This window comes from Streptomyces calvus (assembly GCF_006782915.1).
Classification (GTDB): Bacteria; Actinomycetota; Actinomycetes; order Streptomycetales; family Streptomycetaceae; genus Streptomyces; species Streptomyces calvus.
In genome coordinates this window covers 127,220-149,649 of sequence record NZ_VCNP01000054.1, presented here as the reverse complement: position 1 = coordinate 149,649, position 22,430 = coordinate 127,220, and the positions used below count along the sequence as shown (strand labels likewise).

The 22,430-nt window shown below is 71.6% G+C and carries 22 protein-coding genes and 1 tRNA gene; 8 read left to right on the top strand and 15 right to left on the bottom strand.

Annotated elements, in window-relative coordinates:
• The first annotated feature begins 232 nt into the window (after positions 1-232).
• The 6 genes from FGW31_RS26845 to FGW31_RS26820 all read left to right on the top strand — a co-directional run bounded on the left by FGW31_RS26845 (position 233) and on the right by FGW31_RS26820 (position 6,606).
• Positions 233-1,003 (top strand): DeoR/GlpR family DNA-binding transcription regulator, encoded by a 771-nt coding sequence (locus tag FGW31_RS26845; protein ID WP_142196110.1) that lies wholly within the window; start codon positions 233-235, stop codon positions 1,001-1,003.
• A gap of 87 nt (positions 1,004-1,090) precedes the next feature.
• The gene (locus FGW31_RS26840) at positions 1,091-2,464 is read left to right on the top strand and encodes an ABC transporter substrate-binding protein (protein WP_142196109.1); all 1,374 of its coding nucleotides are present in this window, start codon (positions 1,091-1,093) and stop codon (positions 2,462-2,464) included.
• The gene (locus FGW31_RS26835) at positions 2,461-3,402 is read left to right on the top strand and encodes a carbohydrate ABC transporter permease (RefSeq protein ID WP_142196108.1); all 942 of its coding nucleotides are present in this window, start codon (positions 2,461-2,463) and stop codon (positions 3,400-3,402) included. The genes FGW31_RS26840 and FGW31_RS26835 overlap by 4 nt, the downstream gene beginning before the upstream one ends.
• A complete protein-coding gene (locus tag FGW31_RS26830) occupies positions 3,399-4,250 on the top strand; it encodes a carbohydrate ABC transporter permease (RefSeq protein WP_142196107.1) in 852 nt (283 codons plus the stop codon). The genes FGW31_RS26835 and FGW31_RS26830 overlap by 4 nt, the downstream gene beginning before the upstream one ends.
• Positions 4,247-5,236: a zinc-dependent alcohol dehydrogenase family protein gene (locus tag FGW31_RS26825; protein ID WP_142196106.1), complete on the top strand. Its 990-nt coding sequence runs from the start codon at positions 4,247-4,249 to the stop codon at positions 5,234-5,236. Before FGW31_RS26830 ends, FGW31_RS26825 begins: the two co-directional genes overlap by 4 nt.
• Positions 5,237-5,409: 173 nt before the next feature.
• Complete coding sequence (locus tag FGW31_RS26820) at positions 5,410-6,606, top strand: TerD family protein (RefSeq protein WP_142196230.1); 1,197 nt, start codon at positions 5,410-5,412, stop codon at positions 6,604-6,606.
• 52 nt (positions 6,607-6,658) lie between these two features.
• Here FGW31_RS26820 and FGW31_RS26815 read toward each other — a convergent pair whose 3' ends face one another.
• From FGW31_RS26815 to FGW31_RS26800, 5 genes are all read right to left on the bottom strand, one after another.
• Complete coding sequence (locus FGW31_RS26815; RefSeq protein ID WP_142196105.1) at positions 6,659-7,225, bottom strand: TetR/AcrR family transcriptional regulator; 567 nt, start codon at positions 7,223-7,225, stop codon at positions 6,659-6,661.
• Between the two features lie 80 nt (positions 7,226-7,305).
• Entirely contained in the window at positions 7,306-8,889 is a 1,584-nt protein-coding gene (locus FGW31_RS26810) for a TROVE domain-containing protein (protein WP_142196104.1), read from the bottom strand.
• A 375-nt stretch (positions 8,890-9,264) separates the two neighbouring features.
• Positions 9,265-9,334 (bottom strand) — tRNA-Met (locus FGW31_RS35130).
• A gap of 45 nt (positions 9,335-9,379) precedes the next feature.
• On the bottom strand, positions 9,380-10,843 hold the full coding sequence (locus FGW31_RS26805) for an alkaline phosphatase PhoX (RefSeq protein WP_142196103.1): 1,464 nt from the start codon (positions 10,841-10,843) through the stop codon (positions 9,380-9,382).
• Positions 10,844-11,430: 587 nt separating this feature from the next.
• Positions 11,431-12,873, bottom strand: coding sequence for a hypothetical protein (locus FGW31_RS26800; protein ID WP_142196102.1), 1,443 nt, complete (start codon positions 12,871-12,873; stop codon positions 11,431-11,433).
• Positions 12,874-13,087: 214 nt separating this feature from the next.
• Here FGW31_RS26800 and FGW31_RS26795 point away from each other — a divergent pair, with 214 nt between their 5' ends.
• A complete protein-coding gene (locus FGW31_RS26795) occupies positions 13,088-14,911 on the top strand; it encodes an endonuclease/exonuclease/phosphatase family protein (protein WP_142196101.1) in 1,824 nt (607 codons plus the stop codon).
• A gap of 25 nt (positions 14,912-14,936) precedes the next feature.
• On the opposite strand, the gene FGW31_RS26790 is transcribed toward FGW31_RS26795, so the two are convergent.
• The 3 genes from FGW31_RS26790 to FGW31_RS26780 form a co-directional block, all read right to left on the bottom strand.
• Complete coding sequence (locus FGW31_RS26790; RefSeq protein WP_142196100.1) at positions 14,937-15,644, bottom strand: antibiotic biosynthesis monooxygenase; 708 nt, start codon at positions 15,642-15,644, stop codon at positions 14,937-14,939.
• A gap of 90 nt (positions 15,645-15,734) precedes the next feature.
• Positions 15,735-16,088 carry a DUF3618 domain-containing protein gene (locus FGW31_RS26785; protein ID WP_142196099.1) on the bottom strand — a complete coding sequence of 118 codons (354 nt, stop codon included), beginning with the start codon at positions 16,086-16,088 and terminating at the stop codon, positions 15,735-15,737.
• Positions 16,085-16,501 carry a phage holin family protein gene (locus FGW31_RS26780; RefSeq protein ID WP_142196098.1) on the bottom strand — a complete coding sequence of 139 codons (417 nt, stop codon included), beginning with the start codon at positions 16,499-16,501 and terminating at the stop codon, positions 16,085-16,087. Before FGW31_RS26780 ends, FGW31_RS26785 begins: the two co-directional genes overlap by 4 nt.
• Positions 16,502-16,634: 133 nt before the next feature.
• Between FGW31_RS26780 and dapA the strand changes: the two genes are divergently transcribed.
• Positions 16,635-17,546: a 4-hydroxy-tetrahydrodipicolinate synthase gene (dapA, locus tag FGW31_RS26775; protein WP_182674627.1), complete on the top strand. Its 912-nt coding sequence runs from the start codon at positions 16,635-16,637 to the stop codon at positions 17,544-17,546.
• Positions 17,547-17,650: 104 nt separating this feature from the next.
• On the opposite strand, the gene FGW31_RS26770 is transcribed toward dapA, so the two are convergent.
• The 7 genes from FGW31_RS26770 to sufC form a co-directional block, all read right to left on the bottom strand.
• A complete protein-coding gene (locus FGW31_RS26770; RefSeq protein ID WP_233288710.1) occupies positions 17,651-17,890 on the bottom strand; it encodes a hypothetical protein in 240 nt (79 codons plus the stop codon).
• A gap of 133 nt (positions 17,891-18,023) precedes the next feature.
• Positions 18,024-19,013: a 2,3,4,5-tetrahydropyridine-2,6-dicarboxylate N-succinyltransferase gene (gene dapD, locus FGW31_RS26765; RefSeq protein ID WP_142196096.1), complete on the bottom strand. Its 990-nt coding sequence runs from the start codon at positions 19,011-19,013 to the stop codon at positions 18,024-18,026.
• Positions 19,014-19,104: 91 nt separating this feature from the next.
• Positions 19,105-19,425 carry a DMT family transporter gene (locus FGW31_RS26760; protein ID WP_142196095.1) on the bottom strand — a complete coding sequence of 107 codons (321 nt, stop codon included), beginning with the start codon at positions 19,423-19,425 and terminating at the stop codon, positions 19,105-19,107.
• An 88-nt stretch (positions 19,426-19,513) separates the two neighbouring features.
• A complete protein-coding gene (locus tag FGW31_RS26755; protein ID WP_129797254.1) occupies positions 19,514-19,846 on the bottom strand; it encodes a metal-sulfur cluster assembly factor in 333 nt (110 codons plus the stop codon).
• The gene (gene sufU / locus FGW31_RS26750; RefSeq protein ID WP_142196094.1) at positions 19,843-20,307 is read right to left on the bottom strand and encodes a Fe-S cluster assembly sulfur transfer protein SufU; all 465 of its coding nucleotides are present in this window, start codon (positions 20,305-20,307) and stop codon (positions 19,843-19,845) included. The genes FGW31_RS26755 and sufU overlap by 4 nt, the downstream gene beginning before the upstream one ends.
• Positions 20,308-20,318: 11 nt before the next feature.
• Positions 20,319-21,575, bottom strand: coding sequence for a cysteine desulfurase (locus tag FGW31_RS26745; protein ID WP_142196093.1), 1,257 nt, complete (start codon positions 21,573-21,575; stop codon positions 20,319-20,321).
• A gap of 88 nt (positions 21,576-21,663) precedes the next feature.
• Entirely contained in the window at positions 21,664-22,428 is a 765-nt protein-coding gene (sufC, locus tag FGW31_RS26740) for a Fe-S cluster assembly ATPase SufC (RefSeq protein ID WP_142196092.1), read from the bottom strand.
• Between the last annotated feature and the right edge of the window lie 2 nt (positions 22,429-22,430).

Sequence of the window (22,430 nt, the reverse complement as noted above, 5' to 3'; positions counted from 1 at the left end):
CACCGAACGGGCCCGCCCGCCCTCCCATTCGGGCATCCGGGCTGCCCGATCCCACGCCTCCACCCGCTCTTTTGCAGGTCCGGGCCGGGCCCCGCGTGAGCCGAACGGGCACAACCGGGCATGACCGGATCCTCAACAGACCTGGTCAGCAGCGGTCGTCCGCTGTAGAACTTCCTGCATGGGTCCCACCGGGCCCGAACGGGCAGTGAGATCAGGAAGCAGGTGTTCGGCCATGGGCAACCGGACGGCCGAAGAGCGCCAGCGGGAGATCGTCCGGGTGGCGCGTGCCACCGGATCGGTCGACGTCACCGCACTGGCCGTCGAACTGGGCGTGGCCAAGGAGACCGTACGACGGGATCTGCGCGCCCTGGAGGACCACGGTCTGGTGCGGCGCACCCATGGCGGGGCCTACCCCGTGGAGAGCGCCGGCTTCGAGACCACGCTCGCCTTCCGCGCCACCAGCCACGTGCCCGAGAAGCGCAGGGTCGCGGCCGCCGCGGCCGAGCTGCTCGGGGACGCCGAGACGGTCTTCGTCGACGAGGGCTTCACCCCCCAGCTCATCGCCGAGGCCCTGCCCACCGACCGGCCGCTCACCGTGGTCACCGCCTCGCTGCCGGTCGCGGGCGCGCTGGCGGAGAACGGCACCGCCTCCGTCCTGCTGCTCGGCGGCCGGGTCCGCTCCGGGACCCTCGCCACCGTCGACCACTGGACGACGAAGATGCTCTCCGGGTTCGTCATCGACCTGGCGTTCATCGGCGCCAACGGAATCTCCCGCGAACACGGCCTGACCACGCCCGACCCCGCGGTCAGCGAGGTCAAGGCACAGGCCGTGCGGGCCGCCCGCCGGGTCGTCTTCGCCGGCGTGCACACCAAGTTCGGGGCGGTCAGCTTCTGCCGGTTCGCCGACGTCGGCGCGCTGGAGGCGATCGTCACGAGCACGCTGCTCCCGGCGGCCGAGGCCCACCGCTACTCCCTGCTCGGGCCGCAGGTCATCCGGGTCTGATCCACATCCGCACACCGTTACACCCCCCATGGGGCCGATCCATGCCAGGTGACGCCCACTATCTCCCTATACGTCCAGGAGCGATCCATGCGAACCCAGAGCCGACGGAGGCCGCCGCGAGCCACACTCGCCGCGGTCGCCGCAGGGACGCTACTCGCCCCGCTGCTCTCCGGCTGCTGGGTCGGAGCGGGCGGGGCCGGATCCGGCGGTGACTCCATCAACGTCCTGATGGTCAACAACCCGCAGATGGTCGAGCTGCAGAAGCTGACCGCGAACCACTTCACCAAGGACACCGGCATCAAGGTCAACTTCACCGTGCTGCCGGAGAACGACGTCCGCGACAAGATCAGCCAGGACTTCGCCAACCAGGCCGGCCAGTACGACGTGGCAACGCTGTCGAACTACGAGATCCCGATCTACGCCCGCAACGGCTGGCTGCACGAGATGGACTCGTACACGGCGAAGGACGGCGCGTACGACGAGCAGGACATCCTCAAGCCGATGCGCCAGTCCCTCACCGGCGACGACGGCAAGCTCTACGGCCAGCCCTTCTACGGCGAGTCGTCCTTCCTGATGTACCGCAAGGACATCTTCGAGAAGGAGGGCCTGACCATGCCCGCCAAGCCCACCTGGCAGCAGGTGGCCGACCTCGCCGCGCAGCTCGACGGGGCCGAACCGGGCATGAAGGGCATCTGCCTGCGCGGCCTGCCCGGCTGGGGCGAGGTGATGGCCCCGCTGACCACGGTGGTGAACACCTTCGGCGGCACCTGGTTCGACGAGGACTGGAACGCGCAGCTCGACTCCCCGGAGTGGCAGAAGGCGACGAAGTTCTATGTCGACCTGGTCCGCGAGCACGGCGAGTCCGGCGCCGCCCAGGCCGGCTTCGCCGAGTGCCTGAACAACATGACCCAGGGCAAGGTCGCCATGTGGTACGACGCCACCTCCGCGGCCGGTTCCCTGGAGGCCGCCAAGTCCCCCGTCAAGGGCAAGGTCGGCTACGCGCCCGCGCCCGTGGAGAAGACCGAGTCCTCCGGCTGGCTCTACACCTGGGCCTGGGGCATCCAGCACGCCTCCCGCAACCCCGACAACGCCTGGAAGTTCGTCTCCTGGGCCTCCAGCAAGGGCTACGAGCAGCTGGTCGGCGACGAGTTCGGCTGGTCCAACATCCCGGCCGGCAAGCGCGCCTCCACCTACGCCAACCCCGACTACCGCGCCGAGGCCGCCGCCTTCCAGGAGATGACCAAGGCGGCCATCGAGCAGGCCCGGCCCGACGACCCCGGCGTCCAGCCCCGCCCGGCGCCCGGCATCCAGTTCGTCGGCATCCCCGAGTTCACCGACCTCGGCACCAAGGTCTCCCAGGAGATCAGCGCGGCCATCGCCGGACGGCAGTCCGTCGAATCGGCCCTGAAGAAGTCCCAGCAGCTCGCAGAAGAGATCTCCGAGGAGTACGAGGGACGATGACCGCCACGACAACGGCCCCCGTGGCCGCTCCGCCGACACCCACGGCCCCTCGCCGGCCCTCCCCCCGGCTGCGCGCCTGGGTCACCCGCGCCCCGCTGCTGCCCGCCCTGATCTTCATGATCGCGGTCACCCAGCTGCCCTTCGTGGCGACGCTGGTGATCTCCTTCTTCGACTGGAACTCCCTCTACCCCGACGCCCGGCACTTCGCCGGCTTCGAGAACTACCAGGAGGTGCTCACCGACGCGGCCCTGCGCAAGTCCGTCTGGACGACGATCCTGCTGACCGTCGCCGTCGTCCTGGCGAGCCTCGTCCTCGGGCTGCTCCTCGCCCTCCTGCTGGACCGGAAGTTCCGCGGCCGCGGCATCGTCCGCACCCTGCTGATCGCCCCGTTCCTGGTGGTCCCGGTGGCGGCGGCGCTGCTGTGGAAGCACGTCCTCTACAACCCGGAGTACGGCCTCCTCAACGGCCTGCTGCACTACGTCGGCGGCCCGCAGCCCGACTGGATCAGCGAAACCCCGCTGCTCGCCGTCGAGGCCTCACTGGTGTGGCAGTGGACCCCGTTCATGATGCTGATCCTGCTCGCCGGACTGCAGAGCCGGGACCAGCAGCAGCTCGAGGCCGCCCGCGTCGACGGCGCCAGCGACTGGCAGATCTTCGTCCACCTGACCCTGCCGCACCTGCGCCGCTACCTCGAACTGGGCGCGCTGCTCGGCTCGATCTACATCGTGCAGAACTTCGACGCGGTGTTCACCATCACCTCCGGCGGCCTGGGCACCGCCAACCTCCCCTACACCGTCTACCAGACCTTCTACCAGGCCCACGAGAACGGCCTCGCCTCGGCCGCCGGCGTCCTGGTCGTCATCGGCTCGATCATCATCGCGACCTTCGCCCTGCGCGTGGTGTCGTCCCTGTTCCGCGAGGAGGTGTCCCGCGCATGAGCAGCATCGCCGTACGCACCCGCGGCCGGTTCCGCGGTGGAGCGGGCCTCGGCCTGGTCGCCTGGCTGGCCGGCATCGTGTTCTTCCTGCCCATCGCCTGGATGGCGCTGACGTCCTTCCACTCCGAGGCGGACGCGGCCACCAACCCGCCGTCCTTCACCGCCGCCCTCACCCTCGACGGCTACCGCGAGTTCTTCGGCGCGGGCGGCGGCGCGAGCCCCTGGCCGGCCCTGATCAACTCGGCGGTGGCGTCCGTCGCCTCGACGCTGCTGGTGCTGGTGCTGGCCCTGCCCGCCGCCTACGCCCTGTCCATCCGCCCGGTGAAGAAGTGGACGGACGTCCTGTTCTTCTTCCTCTCCACCAAGATGCTGCCCGTCGTGGCCGGCCTGCTGCCGATCTACCTGTTCGCCAAGAACACGGACATGCTGGACAACATCTGGCTGCTGGTCATCCTCTACACCTCGATGAACCTGCCGATCGCGGTGTGGATGATGCAGTCCTTCCTGGCGGAGGTCCCGGTCGCCATCATCGAGGCGGCACGGGTGGACGGCGCCAGACTGCCGACGATCCTGGCCCGGGTGGTCGCGCCCATCGCCCTGCCCGGCATCGCCGCGACGTCCCTCATCTGCTTCATCTTCAGCTGGAACGAACTGCTGTTCGCCCGAGTCCTGACGGGTGTGGTGGCCGAGACCGCCCCCGTCTTCCTGACCGGCTTCATCACCAGCCAGGGCCTGTTCCTGGCCAAGGTGTGCGCCGCGTCGCTCGTCATCTCCCTGCCGGTACTCGCGGCGGGGTTCGCCGCCCAGGACAAGCTGGTCCAGGGCCTGTCGTTGGGAGCCGTGAAATGAAGGCCGCCGTCATCGAGTCCGTGGGGAAGGCCGTCGTCACCGAGGTCCCGGACCCGACGCCCGGGCCGCGCGAGGTCGTGGTCGAGGTCGCCGCCTGCGGGCTGTGCGGCACCGACCTGCACATCCTCCAGGGCGAGTTCGCCCCGAAGCTCCCGATCGTGCCGGGGCACGAGTTCGCCGGCGAGGTGGTCGGCGTCGGCAGCCAGGTCACCGAGGTCGCGGTCGGCGACCAGGTCGCGGTGGACCCCTCCCTGTACTGCTACGAGTGCCGCTACTGCCGCAACGGCCACAACAACCTGTGCGAGCGCTGGGCGGCGATCGGCGTCACCGAGCCCGGCGGCGCCGCCCGGTACGCGAAGGCCCCGGTGGCCAACTGCGTCAAGCTCCCCGACCACGTCCGCACCCAGGACGCGGCGCTGATCGAGCCCCTGTCCTGCGCGGTGCGCGGCTACGACGTGCTCCAGTCCCGCCTCGGCGCCCACGTCCTGATCTACGGCTCCGGAACCATGGGCCTGATGATGCTGGAGCTGGCCAAGCGCACCGGTGCGGCGAGCGTGGACATGGTGGACCTCAACCCGACGCGTCTGGAGACCGCCCGGAAGCTGGGCGTCTCGGCGGCGGCCGCCAACCCGGACGAGCTGGACCGTCCGCAGGGCTGGGACCTCGTCATCGACGCGACCGGCAACGCGGCGGCGATCCAGGACGGCCTGGACCGGGTCGCCAAGGCCGGCACGTTCCTCCAGTTCGGTGTGGCCGACTACGCGACGCGCGTGACGATCGACCCGTACCGGATCTACAACCAGGAGATCACGATCACGGGTTCGATGGCCGTGCTGCACAGCTACGAGCGCGCGGCGGAGCTGTTCGCGAACGGTGTGCTGGACCCGGACGTCTTCATCAGCGACCGCATCCCGCTGGAGCAGTACCCGCAGGCCCTGGAGCAGTTCGCGGCGGGCGTGGGCCGGAAGATCGTGGTGGTGCCGTAGGCCGTGCCTGCACGCCGGGCGGGCGGGCTGCTGGCCCGTCCGTCCGGCGTGCGGGGACGGGGCCCTTCGGGGGTCGGCGGGTGCGCCCCGGAGGGCCGCGAAAAGCGCTGGGCCGACCGTGCCGGGTAAGGGAACGGTAAAACGGCCCCGCTCGTTCACCCGGCATGACCGCTATGACCCCCGGCTCGAACATCCCCCTCCCCACCGCCCGAGTGACGGTGGACGTCGCCGCGCCCGTGCGGCTGGACGTATCGGGCCTGCTGCTCACCGCCGACGGCAAGGTGCGCTCCGACGACGACTTCATCTTCTACAACCAGCCCAGCGGCCCCGGCGTGACCTACCGCTCGGGCGGCGGCACCACCCCCGACGCCATCACGGTCGACACCAAGGCCCTCCCGCCCGGCATCGAGAAGATCGTCGTCACCGCGAGCCCGGACGCCGCGGGCCAGACCTTCCAGGGCATCGAACCGACCGCCACCCTCCGCAGCGCGGACGACAACACCGTCCTGGCCACGTTCACACCCCCGCGCCTGGGCGACGAGACGGCGCTGGTGGTCGTCGAGATCTACCTGCGCAACGGCGCCTGGAAGGCCCGCGCCGTCGGCCAGGGCTACGCCAACGGCCTGGCCGGCATCGCCACCGACTTCGGCGTCACGGTCGAGGAGCCCGCCGCCCCCGCCCGGCCCGCCCCGCAGGCACCTCCCGTGCCGGCCGCCGCCCCGCAGGCACCCCCGGTGCCGGCCGCGGCCCCCGCCGCTCCCCCGGCCCCACCCGCCGCGGCCCCCGGCACCGGCAAGATCAACCTCGACAAGGGCCGGGTCAGCCTCCAGAAGAACCAGACCGTCTCCCTGATGAAGGGCGGCCGCCCGCTGCTCTCGCAGGTCAAGATGGGCCTCGGCTGGGAGCCGGCGTACCGCGGCAAGGACATCGACCTGGACGCCTCGGTCATCGCCTACGGCCCGCAGCGCAACCACATCGACAGCTGCTACTTCGGCAAGCTCCAGATCGTGAACGGCGCGATCCGCCACTCCGGCGACAACCTCACCGGTGAGGGCGGCGGGGACGACGAGGTGATCACGGTGGACCTCGGCCGCCTGCCCCAGGAGGTCTCCGGCCTGGTCTTCACGGTCAACTCCTTCTCCGGCCAGAAGTTCACCGAGGTCGCCAAGGCGTACTGCCGCCTCCTGGACGCCGCCACCGGGGAGGAACTGGTCCGCTTCGACCTCACGAGCGCCGAGCCGCAGACGGGCGTGATGATGGCGAAGCTGATCCGCCAGTACTCCGGCGAGTGGGAGATGACCGCGATGGGCGACTTCGTGAAGTCGCGCACGGTCCGCGGCATGGTCAAGCCGGCCGCGCAGGCGCTGTAGCTCGTCCGTACGCCAGGCCGCCAGGCGCCCCCGTGGAGCGGGGGCGCCCGGTCTACGCCCGCAGGCCCGTGGTCAGCAGTTCCAGATACCGGCGCAGGCAGGCACCCTCCCCGCCGGCCAGCTCCGAGGCCGTGGCCACCCCGTGGGCCAGCCGCAGCACGTCGACCGGTTCGACGTCCCGCCGCAGCGTCCCCGCTTCCTGGGCCGCGCCGACCAGCCGGGCCACGGCCCGCAGCAGCGGATCACAGCAGTCGGTGCCGTCTCCCGCGGTCCCGCCGCCGACGGCCGAACCCAGCAGCGCCCGCAGTCCGCGCAGTTGGATCATCCCGGCGCCCAGTTCGTTCAGCCACTCCGTCAGCGCCTGGTCGGGCGGCAGTCGTTCGCCCAGCTCGGCGGCGCGCGCCGCGATCGTCTCGATCCGGTCGACATAGGCGGCCTCCAGCAGCGCCCGGCGGGTCGGGAAGTGCCGGTAGAGCGTGCCGGAGCCGACACCGGCCCGCTTGGCGATCTCGTCGAGCGAGGCGCCCTCTCCGTACGCGGCGAAGGCCTCCACCGCCACCTTCAGCAACCGCTCGTGATTGCGGCGGGCGTCCGCGCGCATGGGTCTGGCCTGCACCATCAGCCACTCCTCGCCCCCGGGGACCCTCCCCGTACCCTATCGAGCGGCGCACGGGGAGGGTGCCGGGCCGGGTCGGCGGCTCAGGCGGCCCACGGCCAGTCGGCGTTCCGGCCGGCCTCCAGCAGCGGAACCATCCGGAACGCGGCGTCCGACAGGCCGCCGAAGGTGTGCCGGTTCGCGGTGCCGGACGGACCGTGGCCCACCCGGTGGCCGGCCAGGTTCCAGGTGTAGACGGGCACGTCGGCCGGGATCTGCTCGGTCGGGTCGCCGTGCCGGTGGTGGGCGTACTGCTCGTCGGTGACGATCAGTACGCGGTCGTGCCGCTTGTAGTGGCGGCGCACCGCCTCGGTGGTGTCCGTGCCGCCGAGGTCGCCGAAGCGGCCGAGGATCTTCAGCACCGACTCGCCGCGGCGGAACCCCACAGGCTTGCTGGTCGAGCCGAACTCGACGAGGTCCGCCTTCGCCGCCCGCAGCGCCAGCGCCGTGCCGAACACGGCGGCGGCGTCCGCACGGGTCAGCTCGGAGCGGTCCGACAGCCGCGCGTGGAACATCGAGCCCGAGCGGTCGACGAGCACCAGGGTGCGGCCGGGCAGCGCGGGCACGTTGGCCAGCGAGTGGCCGAGCGCCTGCTCCAGCGGGTACGACCAGCGCAGCGACGGCGCGTGCCGGTACGCGGCGAGGTAGCGGAAGGGGAACTGCCGCGACCGTGCGACCTCCGCCGGGTCGGCGATCCGGGCGGCGACCCGTGCCGCGACCTCGTCGGACACGCCGGCCTCGTCGAAGTTCCGCAGGTTGCGGACGAGCGCCATGGTGCCCATGGACGGGATGACGGCCTCCCAGGCCGCCCGGTCCATCGGCCCCTGCAGCCAGCCCGCCAGCGCCTCCCAGGTGAGGCCGGCCGCGGCGAGCCGCTCGGCCCCGTCGGGTGCCGTGACGACCGCGCGCCGCTCCTCGACGGGCAGCGCCATCAGCTCGCGGTGCGCGGCGAGGACGCGGTCCGAGGCGGGCGGCACCGCGGTGTCCGGGTGGTGGCGGCGGTCGAGGGCGTAGCGGAACAGCTCGCCCTGCCACGGCTTGTCCGGGTCGGGTGCCGCGTGCACCAGGTTGAGGATGTCGCCGAAGCGGTAGCCCTTGGACGCGGTGTCGTACTTCAGCAGGGCCTTGGCGCCGTAGAGCCGGCGGACGGCGTCGGCGAGACCGCGCTTGACGGGCTTGGGGATGTTCCGGCCGTAGGTGGCGGTCCAGTACGCGAGCAGCTCACCGGGCTCGTCGGGGCGCCGCAGTACGGAGTCCACGACCTGCCGGTTCGACGGACCGCCGGTCGCGCCGGCGTCCAGGCGGGCCTTGACGTACTCGGCGGCGCCCACGATCGACGCGGTCCGCAGGTTGCCCTCGCCGCGCAGCCAGCCGAGCAGCCCGGCCGTCCAGGACGGGTCGCTCACGGCGAGCTCGCGCACGAGCTTCGCGAATCGGTCGTCGCGCTCGTCGCCGGTCTCGTAGAAGGTCTGCTGCGTCACGAAATGGGAGACGGCGAGCAGGAACAGCTCCGAGCGCGGCTCCCGCTCGCGGCCTCGGCCGCCCTCGTAGGTGCGCAGCACGCGACCGGTGGACGTCACGCGCGACGTCGGCTGTGCCTGGGCGGTACGCGTGTTGAAGCGCGCCATGGTGAATTCCCCCGAATTCAAGTCGGTTTTTCGCATACCGGATGCCGGAGGGAGGCGCGACGAAGGAGGGTGCCCGAGGTCGAAATCGGCGACGGGGACATTCGGATGCTCTGCCTCTTGAGCTACATCGACCCGAAGTCGACGACGGGACTCGAACCCGCAACTCTCCGATCAAAGAAGTATCCGCTGCCTGCGCACCGGGCACCCAGCCGTGCTGCGCCTCCCGAGATCAAGTCGGCGGCGGCCTGGATTCGATCACAACGAAGGAGCCGTCGCCCGCGCACCGGGAGGTGCATGAAGTTGTGGTGTCCAGAGATCGAGGCCGGCGGAACCGACAAGGTGCTCTGACCCCTGAGCTACACCGGCGCGTTGTGCCGGTGACGGGACTCGAACCCGTGACCGCCCCATTATGAGTGGAAGTAGGTCCTGCCTTCGCACCTGGACGTGCGTCACTCTAAGCGGGCGGTCCTCGGCCGGGCGAGCGAATTAATCACCGGAGCTTCTGCCGCTTCCACGGACCCGTGATGGCGAGCATGATGCCGGGTTCCTGGATGTTGGCGTACAGGGTCTTTCCGTCGGGCGAGAAGGTGACGCCGGTGAATTCGCTGAACTCCGGCTCCTCCTCGGTGCCGATGTTGAGTTCGTTGCGGGCGATGGGGTAGGTGCGTCCGCTGTCGGTGGCGCCGAACAGGTGCTGCACGCCCTCGCCGTCCTCGGCGATGATCAGGCCGCCGTACGGGGAGACGGTGATGTTGTCCGGGCCGTCGAAGGCGCCGTCCTCGGCCGGGTTCCGGTTGACGCCGAGCAGGACCTTCAGGGTGAGGGTGCGGCGCTTGGGGTCGTAGAACCAGACCTGGCCGTCGTGCTGGACCGGGCTCTCGTCACGGGCGTACGAGGCGACGATGTACGCGCCGCCGTCGGCCCACCACATGCCCTCCAGCTTGCGGGCCCGGGTGACCTCGCCGGCGCCGAACTGCTCGCGGACCGGGACCTCGCGGGCGTCGCGGTCGGGGACGTCCACCCAGTCGACGCCGTACACGGTGCCGGTCTTGGTGGCGCGGGAGAGGTCGTCGACGTACCGGCCGCCGGAGTCGTAGCACTTGGGCGCCTGGAGGACGCCGGCGTCGTCGGCGAGCCTGCGGAGGGTGCCGGGGCCGTAGCGGAAGCCCTCCGGCGGGGTCCAGCGGTAGAACAGGCCGTTGGGCTCGTCGGCGTCCTCGGTGAGGTAGGCGTGGCCGCGCTTGGTGTCGATGACGACGGCCTCGTGGTCGTAGCGGCCGAAGAACTTCAGCGGCTTGGGGTCGCGGTTGGCGCGCCGGTCGGCGGGGTCCACCTCGAAGACGTAGCCGTGGTCCTTGGTCATGCCGTTCTCGCCGGCCCGGTCGGAGTTCTCCTCGCAGGTGAGCCAGGTGCCCCAGGGGGTGCTGCCGCCGGCGCAGTTGTTGGCGGTGCCGGAGATGCCGACCCACTCGGCGACGCTGCCGTCGGGGCGCACCTCGACGATCGTGCAGCCGCCGGGCGCGGCCGGGTCGTAGACCAGGCCCTCGGTGAGCGGCACCGGGAACTCGGCCTCGTCGCGGGGGCCGTCCATCTCGTGGTTGTTGACCAGGAGGGTGCTGCCGCGCGGGCCGGGGAAGGCGGCGGTGCCGTCGTGCTCGGCGGGCGTGAACTCACCGGATTCCAGCCGGGTCCTGCCGGTGTGGGTGAGGACGCGGTAGGTGAATCCCGCGGGCAGGGCGAGGAGTCCGGCCGGGTCCGGCACGAGCGGCCCGTAACCGACGCCGACGTCCCCGTCCCGGTCCGCCGCGTCGCCCGGCCGCCCGTCCGCGGTCTCGGTGTCGGCGGACGCGAGGGCGTGGGGCGCGGAGGCGAGGGCGCCGACCGTGCCCGCCAGCGCGACCCCGGCTCCGGCGATCGCGGAATTCCTGGCGAAGTCCCTGCGGGTGAGCGACATGCTGTCTCCTGTGACGGTAAGGGCCGTGGAGGGTGGCGGACCCGTGCGCAGCCACGCTTGCGCCCATCGCTGAACGCCAGTTGAACACCGCGGGTCACGCCGCTTCCCCCTTGCGTGAACCGCACGGGTCACCGCCGCGGACGGTTCGGGCCCGGGCACGCCGGTCCGCTCTCCCGGCGGGGACACCCGAGAGCCCTCGCACGCGAACTCCGAGCCACCGAAGTCCGGCCCGGCCCACCCCACCGCCTCCGCGCACGTCGGCACCCCGGCCCCCGGCACCTCGTCCCCACTTCCGTGGTCGGCCCGCGCACTCCGGGACACCACAGCCCGGCCCCCGCGCGGACCCACAGATTGCCGGCACCGGCCGGACTCTCACGCGCGGACCCACGCACGCCCGAAGTGCGCGGACCCGCGTACGCCCCGAAGCGCGCGGACCCGCGCACGCCCGAAGTGCGCGGACCCGCGTACGCCCGGAAGGGCGCGGACCCGCGTACGCCCGGAAGTACGGGCCCGGTCCACCGGCTCCGCGCACCCCGGCGCGCCCTGGCCCGACGGGCCGGTCGGGACCGCTCCCGGGGCCGGACGGATCAGACCCCGTGCGGGGGCTGGGAGCGTGCCTTGAAGGCCGCCTTGCGCGCTTCCTTCGCGATCTTCTTGTCCGGGTGCAGGCGGCCCATCGCCTCCAGCACCTCCGCCGTGGCCGGGTGGTCCACCCGCCAGGCCGCCTCGAAGAAGCCGCTGTGCCCGCGGGCCAGCCCTTCCACCAGGGAGCGCAGCTCCTCGGAGTTGCCCTCGGCCGCGAGCTGGGCGGCCACCGTGTCGATGGTCAGCCAGAAGATCATCGCCTCGGAGGGCGGCGGTACGTCCCCGGCCCCGTGCTCGGCCAGCCAGACCCGCGCCAGCCCGCCGAGTTCGGCGTCGTCCAGCACCTCGCGCAGCGCGGGTTCCGCCGTGTCGCCGACCAGCGACAGCGCCTGCTGGCAGCGCAGCCGCCGCAGCGGTGCGCCCGGGTCGGACCCGCGGGCCGCGGCCAACAACTCCCGTGCGGCGGCGAGGGGTTCGCGCCGGGAGAGCCAGTGCTCGGTCTCGGCGTGGGCGGCCGTCGACGGGAATCCGGCGGTGCCGTCGAGCAGCGCGTCGGCGCCCTTGTCGGCGAGTTCACCGACCGCCGGCGCCTCGAATCCGGCCTCCAGCAGGCGGGCGCGCAGTCCGTACAGGCCCAGCGGGGTCAGCCGCACCATGCCGTACCGGGCGACGTCGGTGTCGTCCAGCGGCGCGGCGGGCTCCTCGTCGGCGTCGGCCATCAGCGCCTCGTCGACCGGCCGGTACTCCACGAGCCCCACCGGCTCCAGCATCCGGAACCGGTCGTCCAGCCGCATCATCGCGTCGGAGACCTGCTCGAGGACGTCGTTGGTGGGCTCCGTCATGTCGCCGGGCACGATCACCGACGCGGCGAGGGCGGGCAGCGGCACCATCGTCCCGCCGGGCTCCTCCTCGCCGACGGTCATCAGGTACAGGTTGCCGAGCACGGCGTCGAGGAACTCCGCCTCGGCCTCCGGCTGCCAGTCCAGCGCGTCGAGGTCGAGTTCGCCGGAGCCGTCCTCCGCGGCGATGGCGTCGACCAGTTGGTCCAGGTCGGGGACGCTCGCGTCGGCGAGCACGGTCTCCAGGGCGGTGAGCCACACCCCGAGCACGTCCTGCGGCGAGCCGCCGGTGAGCCGTGCCAGCCCGGCGCCCGCGGTCACCGTGCCCTCCTCCTCGTCGACCACCTCGACGAGCCCGGTGTCCACGGCGACCCGCCACGCCTCACCGGCGTCGGCGGCGGCGTCCTCGCCGGTCAGCCCGAGTTCCGCGGCGGCCGCCGGAAGCTGCTCCTCGGCGAGCCCGCCCCCGGCGTCGACCCTGGTCTCCGGGCCGGCCCAGCGGGCCAGCCGGGCCGCCCGGGAGAGCACGGGGGCGGACAGGGCGTCGCGCGCCAGCTCCGCTTCGGGGCGCAGCCGTGCGGGCGGCAGGGGGGAGCTGTCTGACATCGGCTGTTTCTCCTAGGGCGCCTTTTACGACTCAGCCGCTCAGCCTAGACGGATTTCCACCCATGCCGCCCGCTTCATCTCCCCTTCAGCGTCCGTACATGGCCGAAACCTTGACAAGTGGCCTGGCCAGGCTGGACATTGACGCGCGTAGACACATCGTGTCCCACGTTCCCACCCTCGTCCCCGGCGCAGATCACGCCCCCGGAGGAATCCGTTGCCGAGCAAGTCGTCCGCGCGCCTCGCCGCGCTCACCGTCGCCGCCGTGTGCTCCGCGACGGCTGCCACCCAGATAGTCGCCCTGCCCACTCCCGCGCATGCCGACACCGTGCGCATCCATGACATCCAGGGCGGCACCCGCCTCTCGCCGTACGCCGGCGAGCAGGTCACGGATGTGACCGGAATCGTCACCGGCATCCGCACCTACGGCTCCTCCCGCGGCTTCTGGATCCAGGACCCCGCCCCGGACGCCGACCCCGCCACCAGCGAGGGCGTCTTCGTCTTCACGGGCTCCACCCCGAAGGGCGTCGCGGTCGGCGACGCCGTGACGGTCTCCGGCACGGTCTCCGAGTACGTCCCGGGCGGCACGTCGTCCGGCAACCAGTCCCTGACCGAGATCACGCGCCCCACCGTCGAGGTCCTCTCCAGCGGCAATCCGGTCCCGGCCGCGACCACCATCGACGCGCGGTCCGTCCCGGACGCCTACACACCGTCCCCGAACGGCTCGGTCAACGCGCTTCCGCTGCGCCCCGCCGCGTACGCCCTGGACTTCTACGAGTCCCTGGAGGGCATGAACGTGACGGTGGCCGACACCCGCGTGGTGGGCGCCACCGACCCGTACGCCGAACTGTGGGTCACGGTGAAGCCGGACGAGAACCGCAACCGCCGCGGCGGCACGGTCTACGGCTCGTACGCGGCCCAGAACACCGGCCGGCTGCAGATCCAGTCACTGGGCAGGGCCGCCGACTTCCCCGACGCGAACGTCGGCGACACCCTCGCCGGAACCACCGCCGGGCCGCTGGACTACAACCAGTACGGCGGCTACACCCTCGTCGCCACCCGGCTCGGCGAGCTGCGCGGCGGGGACCTGCGGCGCGAGACGACCCGCGCGCAGCACGCCCGGGAACTGGCGGTGGCGACCTACAACGTCGAGAACCTCGACCCGTCCGACGACACGTTCGCCGCGCACGCCGCCGCGATCGTGAACAACCTGCAGTCGCCCGACATCGTGTCCCTGGAGGAGATCCAGGACAACAACGGCGCGACCGACGACGGCACGGTCGCCGCCGACCGGACGATGGCCGCGCTGACCGACGCGATCGTGGCGGCCGGCGGCCCCCGCTACGACTGGCGCGCGGTCGATCCGGCCGACAAGGCCGACGGCGGCGAGCCCGGCGGCAACATCCGCCAGGTCTTCCTGTTCAACCCCTACCGGGTCTCCTTCACCGACCGCGCGGGCGGCGACGCCACCACGCCCGTCGACGTCACCAAGGTGCGCGGCAAGGCCGCCCTGACCCTGTCTCCGGGCCGGGTCGACCCGGCCTCCGAGGCGTTCGCCAACAGCCGCAAGCCGCTGGCCGGCGAGTTCGTCTTCCGCGGCCGCACGGTGATCGTGATCGCCAACCACTTCGCGTCCAAGGGCGGCGACCAGGGCCTGACCTCGCAGTACCAGCCGCCGGCCCGCTCCTCGGAGCAGCAGCGCCACCTCCAGGCGAAGGCCGTCCACGACTTCACGGCGAAGATCCTCAAGACCCAGAAGAACGCGGACGTCGTGGTCCTCGGCGACATCAACGACTTCGAGTTCTCCACCACGACGGACCTCCTGGAGGGCGACGGCACGCTCTGGTCGGCCGTCAAGTCCCTCCCGGAGTCCGAGCGTTACTCGTACGTGTACCAGGGCAACAGCCAGGCCCTGGACCAGATCCTGGTCAGTCCGTCGATCCGCCGCGGCGCGTTCGACTACGACAGCGTGCACATCAACGCGGAGTTCCACGACCAGATCAGCGACCACGACCCGCAGGTCCTGCGGTTCCGCCCGTAGGCTCGCCCGGGGCCGGCCGGACGTCTCAGCCGGCCCCGCCGGGCACCAGCCCGAGGGCGTGCTCGTACCGCCGGACGGTGCTGCCCTTCAGCCCCGGCCAGGTCTGCACCCGCCGCCACGCGGCGCTGCCCGACCCGATCCCCTCCCCCGGTGCGGCCAGCGCGTCGGCATGGGCGCGGGCGCTCTCCCACTCCGCGTAGTTGAGCACCCGGTTGCCTTCGACACCCAAGTGGAAGTGGGCGGCGATGCCGCCGGGATGCGGCTCCTCGCCGTCCAGGGCCTCGAAGACGGCGTCGACCCATTCGCGCAGCCGCTCGGGGTCGGCTCCCTCGAACTCCACGTCGACGATCACCACGCACCCGGGAACGGCCCCGTCCTCGCGGGTGCCGCTGCGGTAGTGCCGGTAGCGGTGCAGCCCGACCCGCTCGATCCCGGGCACGGCGGTGTCGATCTCGTCGACCCGCTCCTGCCGGTGGGTCTTCACGAACGCCTCGTACGCGCCTTCGCTCGCCCACTGCGAGTAGTGCAGCAGCGTGTCCCCGTCCTCACCGGCGTACACGTGGTAGCCGAGCAGGTCGCGGCTGGGCCAGGCACGCCGCTCCCAGGTGTGCGCGATCGCCTCGACGGTGCGGGCCTGCCGCTCGGGCGTGCCCACCCGCCAGGTACTGAAGAAGGGCGCGCCGATGCGGGGATCGGCGAGGTCCGGGTGCCGGTTCGTACGGCGGGTCGTCATGGTGGCCTCCTCGGCTCGGCGGAATGACCACAGCATCCGACCTCGACCGAACTTGAGGTCAAGCCGCGCGCGGACGCCCCGTTTCCGGCGTCAGCAGCCGCGGCGGCGCATCATCACGCCCGCGGCGACCGCCGCGCCGACCGCCGCTCCGGCGATCATCACGGGCTTGCGGTGCCGCATCCCGACCTCGCCGGCGTGCGCGGCGCTGCTGCGCATCTGCACGGTCATCGCTCCGGCCCGGTCCCGCAGGTCGTCGGCCCGTGCCCGGGCCCGCCCCTTGACGTCCATCTTGTCCGCCAGCTCCGCGACGGTGTCGCCGAGTTCGTGCCGCGTCCGTTCGATCTCGCGCCGCAGCTCGTCCGGCCCCTTGGCGCCTCGCCCCGCCGCCGCTGCCTCGGCGTCCGCGTCCAGGTGCGATCCCGCGCGCCTCACGTCGTGCGTCATCGGTGCGCCCTTTCCTTGATCTCCTCCATGTCGGCCCGCACGCTGCCCAGCGTCCGCTCGGGCTTGGGCGGTGTGGCCCGGCGCAACTGACCGCGACCGGCGAGCGCCAGCAGGCCCGCGACGGCGAACAGCACCGCGGTGACGATCAGCGCCGCCGCCCACAGGGGCAGCACCAGGTCGAGTGCGGCGACGGCCGTGCCGGCCAGCGCCAGCAGCCCCGCGTACGCGAACGCCCCGGCCGCGCCCAGCATCCCGCCGCCGCGCCCGGCGCGACGTCCCTTCTCCGCCAGTTCCTCCTTGGCGAGAGCCACTTCCTGCCGCGCCAGCCGTGAGATCTGTTCGGTGGCCTGCCCGACGAGTTCGCCCACACTGTGCTCGTCATGAACCCGTCGTCGATCGATGGTTCCGGTCACGATGTTCCGCCTCCTCTCGGTCGGGCCGACCGGGTACCCGTCCGCCACTGCCCCTATCCATAAAGCAACGCTTATCGATACCGAACAGAACATATAAGTGGAACTTCACAACCAGGCGTCCGACACTACCCCCATGACCGACCCCACCACCGCATCCGCGCCCCCGCCCCCGCCCTTCGGCCGCACGCTGTGCGCGATGATCACTCCGTTCACCGCGACCGGCGCGCTGGACCTCGACGGCGCCCAGGAACTGGCCGACCACCTGGTCACCCGGGGCTGCGACGGCCTGGTCCTGTCCGGCACCACCGGCGAGTCCCCCACCACCACCGACGCGGAGAAGTCCGCCCTGGTCGCGGCGGTGCGCCAGGCCGTCGGCAGCCGCGCCGCGGTCGTCGCCGGCGTCGGCACCCCCGACACCCGCCACACCGCCGAACTGGCCCGCGAGGCCGAGCAGGCCGGCGCCGACGGCCTGCTGGTCGTCGCCCCCTACTACAGCCGACCCCCGCAGGACGCGGTCGAGGAGCACTTCCGCACCGTCGCGGACGCCACCGGCCTGCCCGTGATGGTCTACGACATCCCCGCCCGCACCGGCGTCCGCATCGAGCCCGACACCCTGCTCCGCCTCGCCGGCCACCCCCGGATCGTGGCGGTGAAGGACTGCTCGTACGACTTCCTCGCCGCCCAGAAGGTCCTCGCCCGCACCGGCCTCGCCTACTACGCGGGCTGCGACGAGCACAACCTGGCCCTGTACGCCGTCGGCGGCGCCGGCTGCGTCAGCACGGTCGCCAACGTGGCGCCGGCCCACATCCGTGCCGTCCTGGACGCCTTCGACGCGGGCGAGACGACCCGTGCCGCGCGCCTCCAGCAGCGGGCCACGCCGCTGATCGAGGCGATGATGGCGGGCGGCCTGCCCGGCACCGTCACCGCCAAGGCCCTCCTGACCGCCCAGTCCCTCCCCGCCGGCCCGGTCCGCCCGCCCCTGCGGCCAGCAGGCCCGGAGACGACGGAGAGCCTCACCGCGGCCTACGCGCACCTGTCCGCCTGACACGGCCGCACGGCCCCGGCGAGCGTCCCGCACACGACGGCGGGCCGGAGGCGCCGTCGTGTGCGACCACACGGCGCGTCCGGCCCGCCGAGGCGAAGCGTGCGTCAGTCCCAGACGTATCCGTCACCGAACAGCAGGAAGTGCTCCAGCACGTCCTCCGCCGGGTCGTCGATCTGCCCCACGTTGGCGTTGAGCAGCCCGAACCGGTGACCGTTGTGGGACGCGGTGTTGGTCTCGTCGGCGTGTGCGGACCCGGCGAGGGTCCCGCACAGCATCAGCACGGCCACCACACCCATCACTCCGACCGCGTAGCGCAGTACGCCCCACATCCACTTGTTCGTCATCGCCCGTCCCCATTCCTGTACGTCTGTCGTCCCGGCGTCTGATCGGACACTGTGTCCACCCGTTCATCTGCCAAAACGACCTCGAAGTCACGGGGAGTAACCCGTACGTGAGCATACGGGTGTGACGATCGGATCAGTTGTGGCTGTGCAGGACCTCGTTGAGGCCGCCCCAGACCGCGTTGTTCGGGCGGGCCTCGACCGTGCCGGTCACCGAGTTGCGGCGGAAGAGGATGTTGGAGGCACCGGACAGCTCACGGGCCTTGACGATCTGGCCGTCGGGCATGGTGACGCGGGTGCCCGCGGTGACGTACAGGCCGGCCTCGACCACGCACTCGTCACCGAGGGCGATGCCGACACCCGCCTCGGCGCCGATGAGGCATCGCTCGCCGATGCTGATGCGCACGTTGCCGCCGCCGGACAGGGTGCCCATGGTGGAGGCGCCGCCGCCGATGTCCGAGCCGTCGCCGATCACCACACCGGCGGAGATGCGGCCCTCGACCATCGACGTGCCGAGCGTGCCGGCGTTGAAGTTGACGAAGCCCTCGTGCATGACGGTGGTGCCCTCGGCGAGGTGCGCACCGAGCCGCACCCGGTCCGCGTCGGCGATGCGCACACCCTTCGGGGCGACGTAGTCCGTCATGCGCGGGAACTTGTCGACGGACGTCACGGCCAGGTGCAGGCCCTCGGCGCGGGCGTTGAGGCGCACCTTCTCGAGGTCGTCCACGGCGACCGGGCCGAGCGAGGTCCAGGCGACGTTGGCGAGGAAGGCGAAGATGCCGTCGAGGTTCTGGCCGTGCGGCCGGACCAGACGGTGCGAGAGCAGGTGCAGGCGCAGGTAGACGTCGTGCGCGTCGATCGGCTTCTCGTCCAGCGAGGAGATGACCGTACGGACCGCGACGACCTCGACACCCCGGCGGGCGTCCGGCCCGACCGCGGCGGTGGCGCCGCCGCCCAGCAGTTCCGCGGCCTGCTCGGCGGAGAGCCGCTCGGTGCCGGACGGGCCGGGGTCCGGGACCAGCTCGGGGGCGGGGAACCAGGTGTCGAGGACGGTGCCGTCGGCGGCGACGGTGGCGAGGCCGGCGGCCACTGCGCCGGTGGTGCTGTGAGCAGTCGTGTCGGTCATGAGGGCAACCTAACCGCCCGGTGGGCACGGACGCGAACCGGTCGGGGCCGCATCTCAGGGTGCGGTCGCGGGCCGCGGCCGGTGCGGTCCGTCAGTGCGCCCCGCCCAGGTTCAGCACCACCACACCGGCGATGATCAGCCCGATGCCGGCGGCCTTGGCGAGGGTCAGCCCTTCACCGAGGAACACGACCCCGATCGCCGCGATGACGGCCGTCCCGGCCCCGGACCAGAGGGCGTACGCGGTGCCGACGGACAGGGACTTCAGGGTCTGCGCGAGCAGCGCGAAGGCCACCAGGTACCCGACGGCGGTGACGAGCGAGGGCCACAGCCGGGTGAACCCCTCGCTGTACTTCATGGCGGTGGTCCCGACGACTTCGGCTGCGATGGCTGCGGCGAGCAGTGCGTACCCCATGCCGGTGATCGTAACGACGGGGCCCGGAACGCGAAGTGGCCCCCGGCGGACTGCCGGGGGCCACTGCGGGAAACCGCGCGGAGGTTGCTCAGACGTTGAAGCCCAGCGCCCGGAGCTGTTCCCGGCCGTCGTCGGTGATCTTGTCGGGGCCCCACGGCGGCATCCAGACCCAGTTGATGCGCAGCTCGCTGACCAGGCCGTCCGTGGCGGACTTGGCCTGGTCCTCGATGACGTCGGTGAGCGGGCAGGCCGCCGACGTCAGGGTCATGTCGACGGTCGCCACGTTGGAGTCGTCGATGTGGATGCCGTAGATGAGGCCGAGGTTGACGACGTCGATGCCCAGCTCGGGGTCGACGACGTCCATCAGGGCCTCGCGGAGTTCCTCCTCCGAGGCCGGCTTCATCTCCAGGGTCTCGCTCATGCCGTTGTCCTTTCGGCGTCGGCGCCCAGCGCCTGGGCCGTCGCGTCCTTCCACGCCATCCAGCTGAGGAGGGCGCACTTGACCCGGGCGGGGTACTTGGAGACGCCGGCGAACGCGACCGCGTCCTCCAGCACCTCCTCCATCGCGTCGTCGGGCTCGATCTTCCCCTTGGACTGCATCAGTTCCAGGAAGGTCGCCTGGATCCGCTGCGCCTGGGCGAGGTCCTTGCCGACCAGCAGCTCGTTCAGCACGGAGGCGGAGGCCTGGCTGATGGAGCAGCCCTGCCCCTCGTAGCTGACGTCGCTGATCGTCGTGCCGTCGTACTTCACGCGCAGCGTGATCTCGTCACCGCACGTCGGGTTGACGTGGTGCACCTCGGCGTCGCCATCCCGCAGACCCCGCCCGTGCGGGTTCTTGTAGTGGTCCAGGATGACGTCCTGGTACATGGAGTCCAGCTTCACGCCTCAGCCCCTCATCCGAAGAAGTTCCGTACGTGCTCCAGGCCGTCGACCAGTGCGTCGATCTCGGCCGGCGTGGAGTACAGATAGAACGACGCTCGCGTGGTCGCAGGAATTCCGTACCGCAGGCAGACCGGCCGTGCGCAGTGGTGGCCGACCCGGACGGCGATGCCCTGTTCGTCCAGGACCTGCCCCACGTCGTGCGGGTGGATGTCGCCCAGGGTGAACGAGATCGCGGCACCGCGGTCCTCGGCCGTGGCGGGACCGATGATGCGCAGGTCCGGGACCTCGGTCAGGCGCTTGACCGCGTACTCGGTGATGGCGTGCTCATGGGCGAGGATCTTGTCCATGCCGATGGCCGACAGGTAGTCGATGGCCGCGCCGAGACCGACCGCCTGGGCGATCGGCGGGGTGCCCGCCTCGAACTTGTGCGGGGCCGGCGCGTACGTCGACGAACTCATCGACACGGTCTCGATCATCTCGCCGCCGCCGAGGAACGGAGGCAGGTCCTCCAGGAGTTCCTGGCGGCCCCAGAGCACGCCGATGCCGGTCGGGCCGCACATCTTGTGGCCGGTGAAGGCGACGAAGTCGGCCTGGAGGGCCTGCACGTCCAGCGGCATGTGCGGCGCGGCCTGGGAGGCGTCGACGCACACCAGGGCGCCGACCTCCTGGGCGCGGCGCACGATCGCCTCGACCGGGTTGAGCGTGCCCAGGATGTTCGACACCAGCACGAAGGAGACGATCTTCGTCTTCTCCGTGATGACCTCGTCGATGTTGGACAGGTCGAGGCGGCCGTCGTCGGTGAGGCCGAACCACTTCAGCTTCGCGCCCGTGCGCTGCGCGAGCAGCTGCCACGGCACGATGTTGGAGTGGTGCTCCATCTCCGTGATGACGATCTCGGTCTCGTGGTCCACCCGGTAGGGCTCGTCGGCCCAGCCGAGCATGTTGGCCACGAGGTTCAGCGACTCGGAGGCGTTCTTGGTGAAGATCACCTCGTCGCGCGAGGGCGCGTTGACGAACTCCGCGACCTTGTCGCGCGCGCCCTCGTACAGTGCCGTGGCCTCCTCGGCGAGGACGTGCACGCCACGGTGGACGTTGGCGTTGTAGCGCTCGTAGTACTCGCTGAGCGCGTCCAGCACCTGGCGGGGCTTCTGGGAGGTCGCCGCGTTGTCCAGGTACACGAGCTTCTGGCCGTCGTGGACCTGGCGGTCCAGGATGGGGAAGTCCTTGCGGATCGCCTCGGTGTCGAGGAGGCCCGGCAGCTGTGTCACGCCTCGCCCCTTTCCTTCGCTGCTCCGCCCGCGAGGCGCACCTGCGGGTCGCAGGGCATCTGCGGGCCGGTGGCCTCGCGTGCGTCGCTCACTGGGATGCGCCACCCTTCGTGTAGGCCTCGTAGCCCTCGGCCTCGAGCTTGTCGGCGAGCTCGGGGCCGCCGGACTCGACGATCCTGCCGGCCGCGAACACGTGGACGTGGTCGGGCTTGATGTAGCGCAGGATGCGCGTGTAGTGGGTGATCAGCAGCGTGCCGACCTCGCCGGACTCGCGGACGCGGTTGACGCCCTCGGAGACGACGCGCAGCGCGTCGACGTCCAGGCCGGAGTCGGTCTCGTCGAGGATCGCGACCTTCGGCTTGAGCAGTTCGAGCTGGAGGATCTCGTGGCGCTTCTTCTCACCGCCGGAGAAGCCCTCGTTGACGTTGCGCTCGGCGAAGGCGGGGTCCATGTTGAGGCGCTCCATGGCCTCCTTGACCTCCTTCACCCAGGTGCGCAGCTTGGGGGCCTCGCCGCGGATGGCGGTGGCGGAGGTGCGCAGGAAGTTGGAGACGGAGACGCCGGGGACCTCGACCGGGTACTGCATGGCGAGGAACAGGCCGGCGCGGGCGCGCTCGTCGACGGACATCTCCAGGACGTCCTCGCCGTCGAGGGTGACGGTGCCGCCGGTGATCGTGTACTTGGGGTGACCCGCGAGCGAGTAGGCGAGAGTCGACTTGCCCGAGCCGTTGGGGCCCATGATGGCGTGCGTCTCGCCCTGCTTCACGGTGAGGTCGACGCCCTTGAGGATTTCCTTCGTGGCGTTGTCGGCCTCGACGGTGACGTGAAGGTCTCGGATTTCAAGCGTAGCCATGG

What these genes read in the sequence shown, in the direction of transcription:
- FGW31_RS26840 (WP_142196109.1), top strand. Translation starts at nt 1,091, where the DNA reads ATGCGAACCCAGAGCCGACGGAGGCCGCCGCGAGCCACACTCGCCGCG.
- FGW31_RS26835 (WP_142196108.1), top strand. Translation starts at nt 2,461, where the DNA reads ATGACCGCCACGACAACGGCCCCCGTGGCCGCTCCGCCGACACCCACG.
- FGW31_RS26790 (WP_142196100.1), bottom strand. Translation starts at nt 15,644, where the DNA reads ATGACGACCCGCCGTACGAACCGGCACCCGGACCTCGCCGATCCCCGC.
- FGW31_RS26785 (WP_142196099.1), bottom strand. Translation starts at nt 16,088, where the DNA reads ATGACGCACGACGTGAGGCGCGCGGGATCGCACCTGGACGCGGACGCC.
- dapA (WP_182674627.1), top strand. Translation starts at nt 16,635, where the DNA reads ATGACCGACCCCACCACCGCATCCGCGCCCCCGCCCCCGCCCTTCGGC.
- FGW31_RS26805 (WP_142196103.1), bottom strand. Translation starts at nt 10,843, where the DNA reads ATGTCGCTCACCCGCAGGGACTTCGCCAGGAATTCCGCGATCGCCGGA.
- FGW31_RS26760 (WP_142196095.1), bottom strand. Translation starts at nt 19,425, where the DNA reads ATGGGGTACGCACTGCTCGCCGCAGCCATCGCAGCCGAAGTCGTCGGG.
- sufC (WP_142196092.1), bottom strand. Translation starts at nt 22,428, where the DNA reads ATGGCTACGCTTGAAATCCGAGACCTTCACGTCACCGTCGAGGCCGAC.
- FGW31_RS26770 (WP_233288710.1), bottom strand. Translation starts at nt 17,890, where the DNA reads ATGACGAACAAGTGGATGTGGGGCGTACTGCGCTACGCGGTCGGAGTG.
- FGW31_RS26830 (WP_142196107.1), top strand. Translation starts at nt 3,399, where the DNA reads ATGAGCAGCATCGCCGTACGCACCCGCGGCCGGTTCCGCGGTGGAGCG.
- FGW31_RS26845 (WP_142196110.1), top strand. Translation starts at nt 233, where the DNA reads ATGGGCAACCGGACGGCCGAAGAGCGCCAGCGGGAGATCGTCCGGGTG.
- FGW31_RS26800 (WP_142196102.1), bottom strand. Translation starts at nt 12,873, where the DNA reads ATGTCAGACAGCTCCCCCCTGCCGCCCGCACGGCTGCGCCCCGAAGCG.
- FGW31_RS26810 (WP_142196104.1), bottom strand. Translation starts at nt 8,889, where the DNA reads ATGGCGCGCTTCAACACGCGTACCGCCCAGGCACAGCCGACGTCGCGC.
- FGW31_RS26825 (WP_142196106.1), top strand. Translation starts at nt 4,247, where the DNA reads ATGAAGGCCGCCGTCATCGAGTCCGTGGGGAAGGCCGTCGTCACCGAG.
- FGW31_RS26815 (WP_142196105.1), bottom strand. Translation starts at nt 7,225, where the DNA reads ATGGTGCAGGCCAGACCCATGCGCGCGGACGCCCGCCGCAATCACGAG.
- FGW31_RS26755 (WP_129797254.1), bottom strand. Translation starts at nt 19,846, where the DNA reads ATGAGCGAGACCCTGGAGATGAAGCCGGCCTCGGAGGAGGAACTCCGC.
- FGW31_RS26820 (WP_142196230.1), top strand. Translation starts at nt 5,410, where the DNA reads ATGACCCCCGGCTCGAACATCCCCCTCCCCACCGCCCGAGTGACGGTG.
- dapD (WP_142196096.1), bottom strand. Translation starts at nt 19,013, where the DNA reads ATGACCGACACGACTGCTCACAGCACCACCGGCGCAGTGGCCGCCGGC.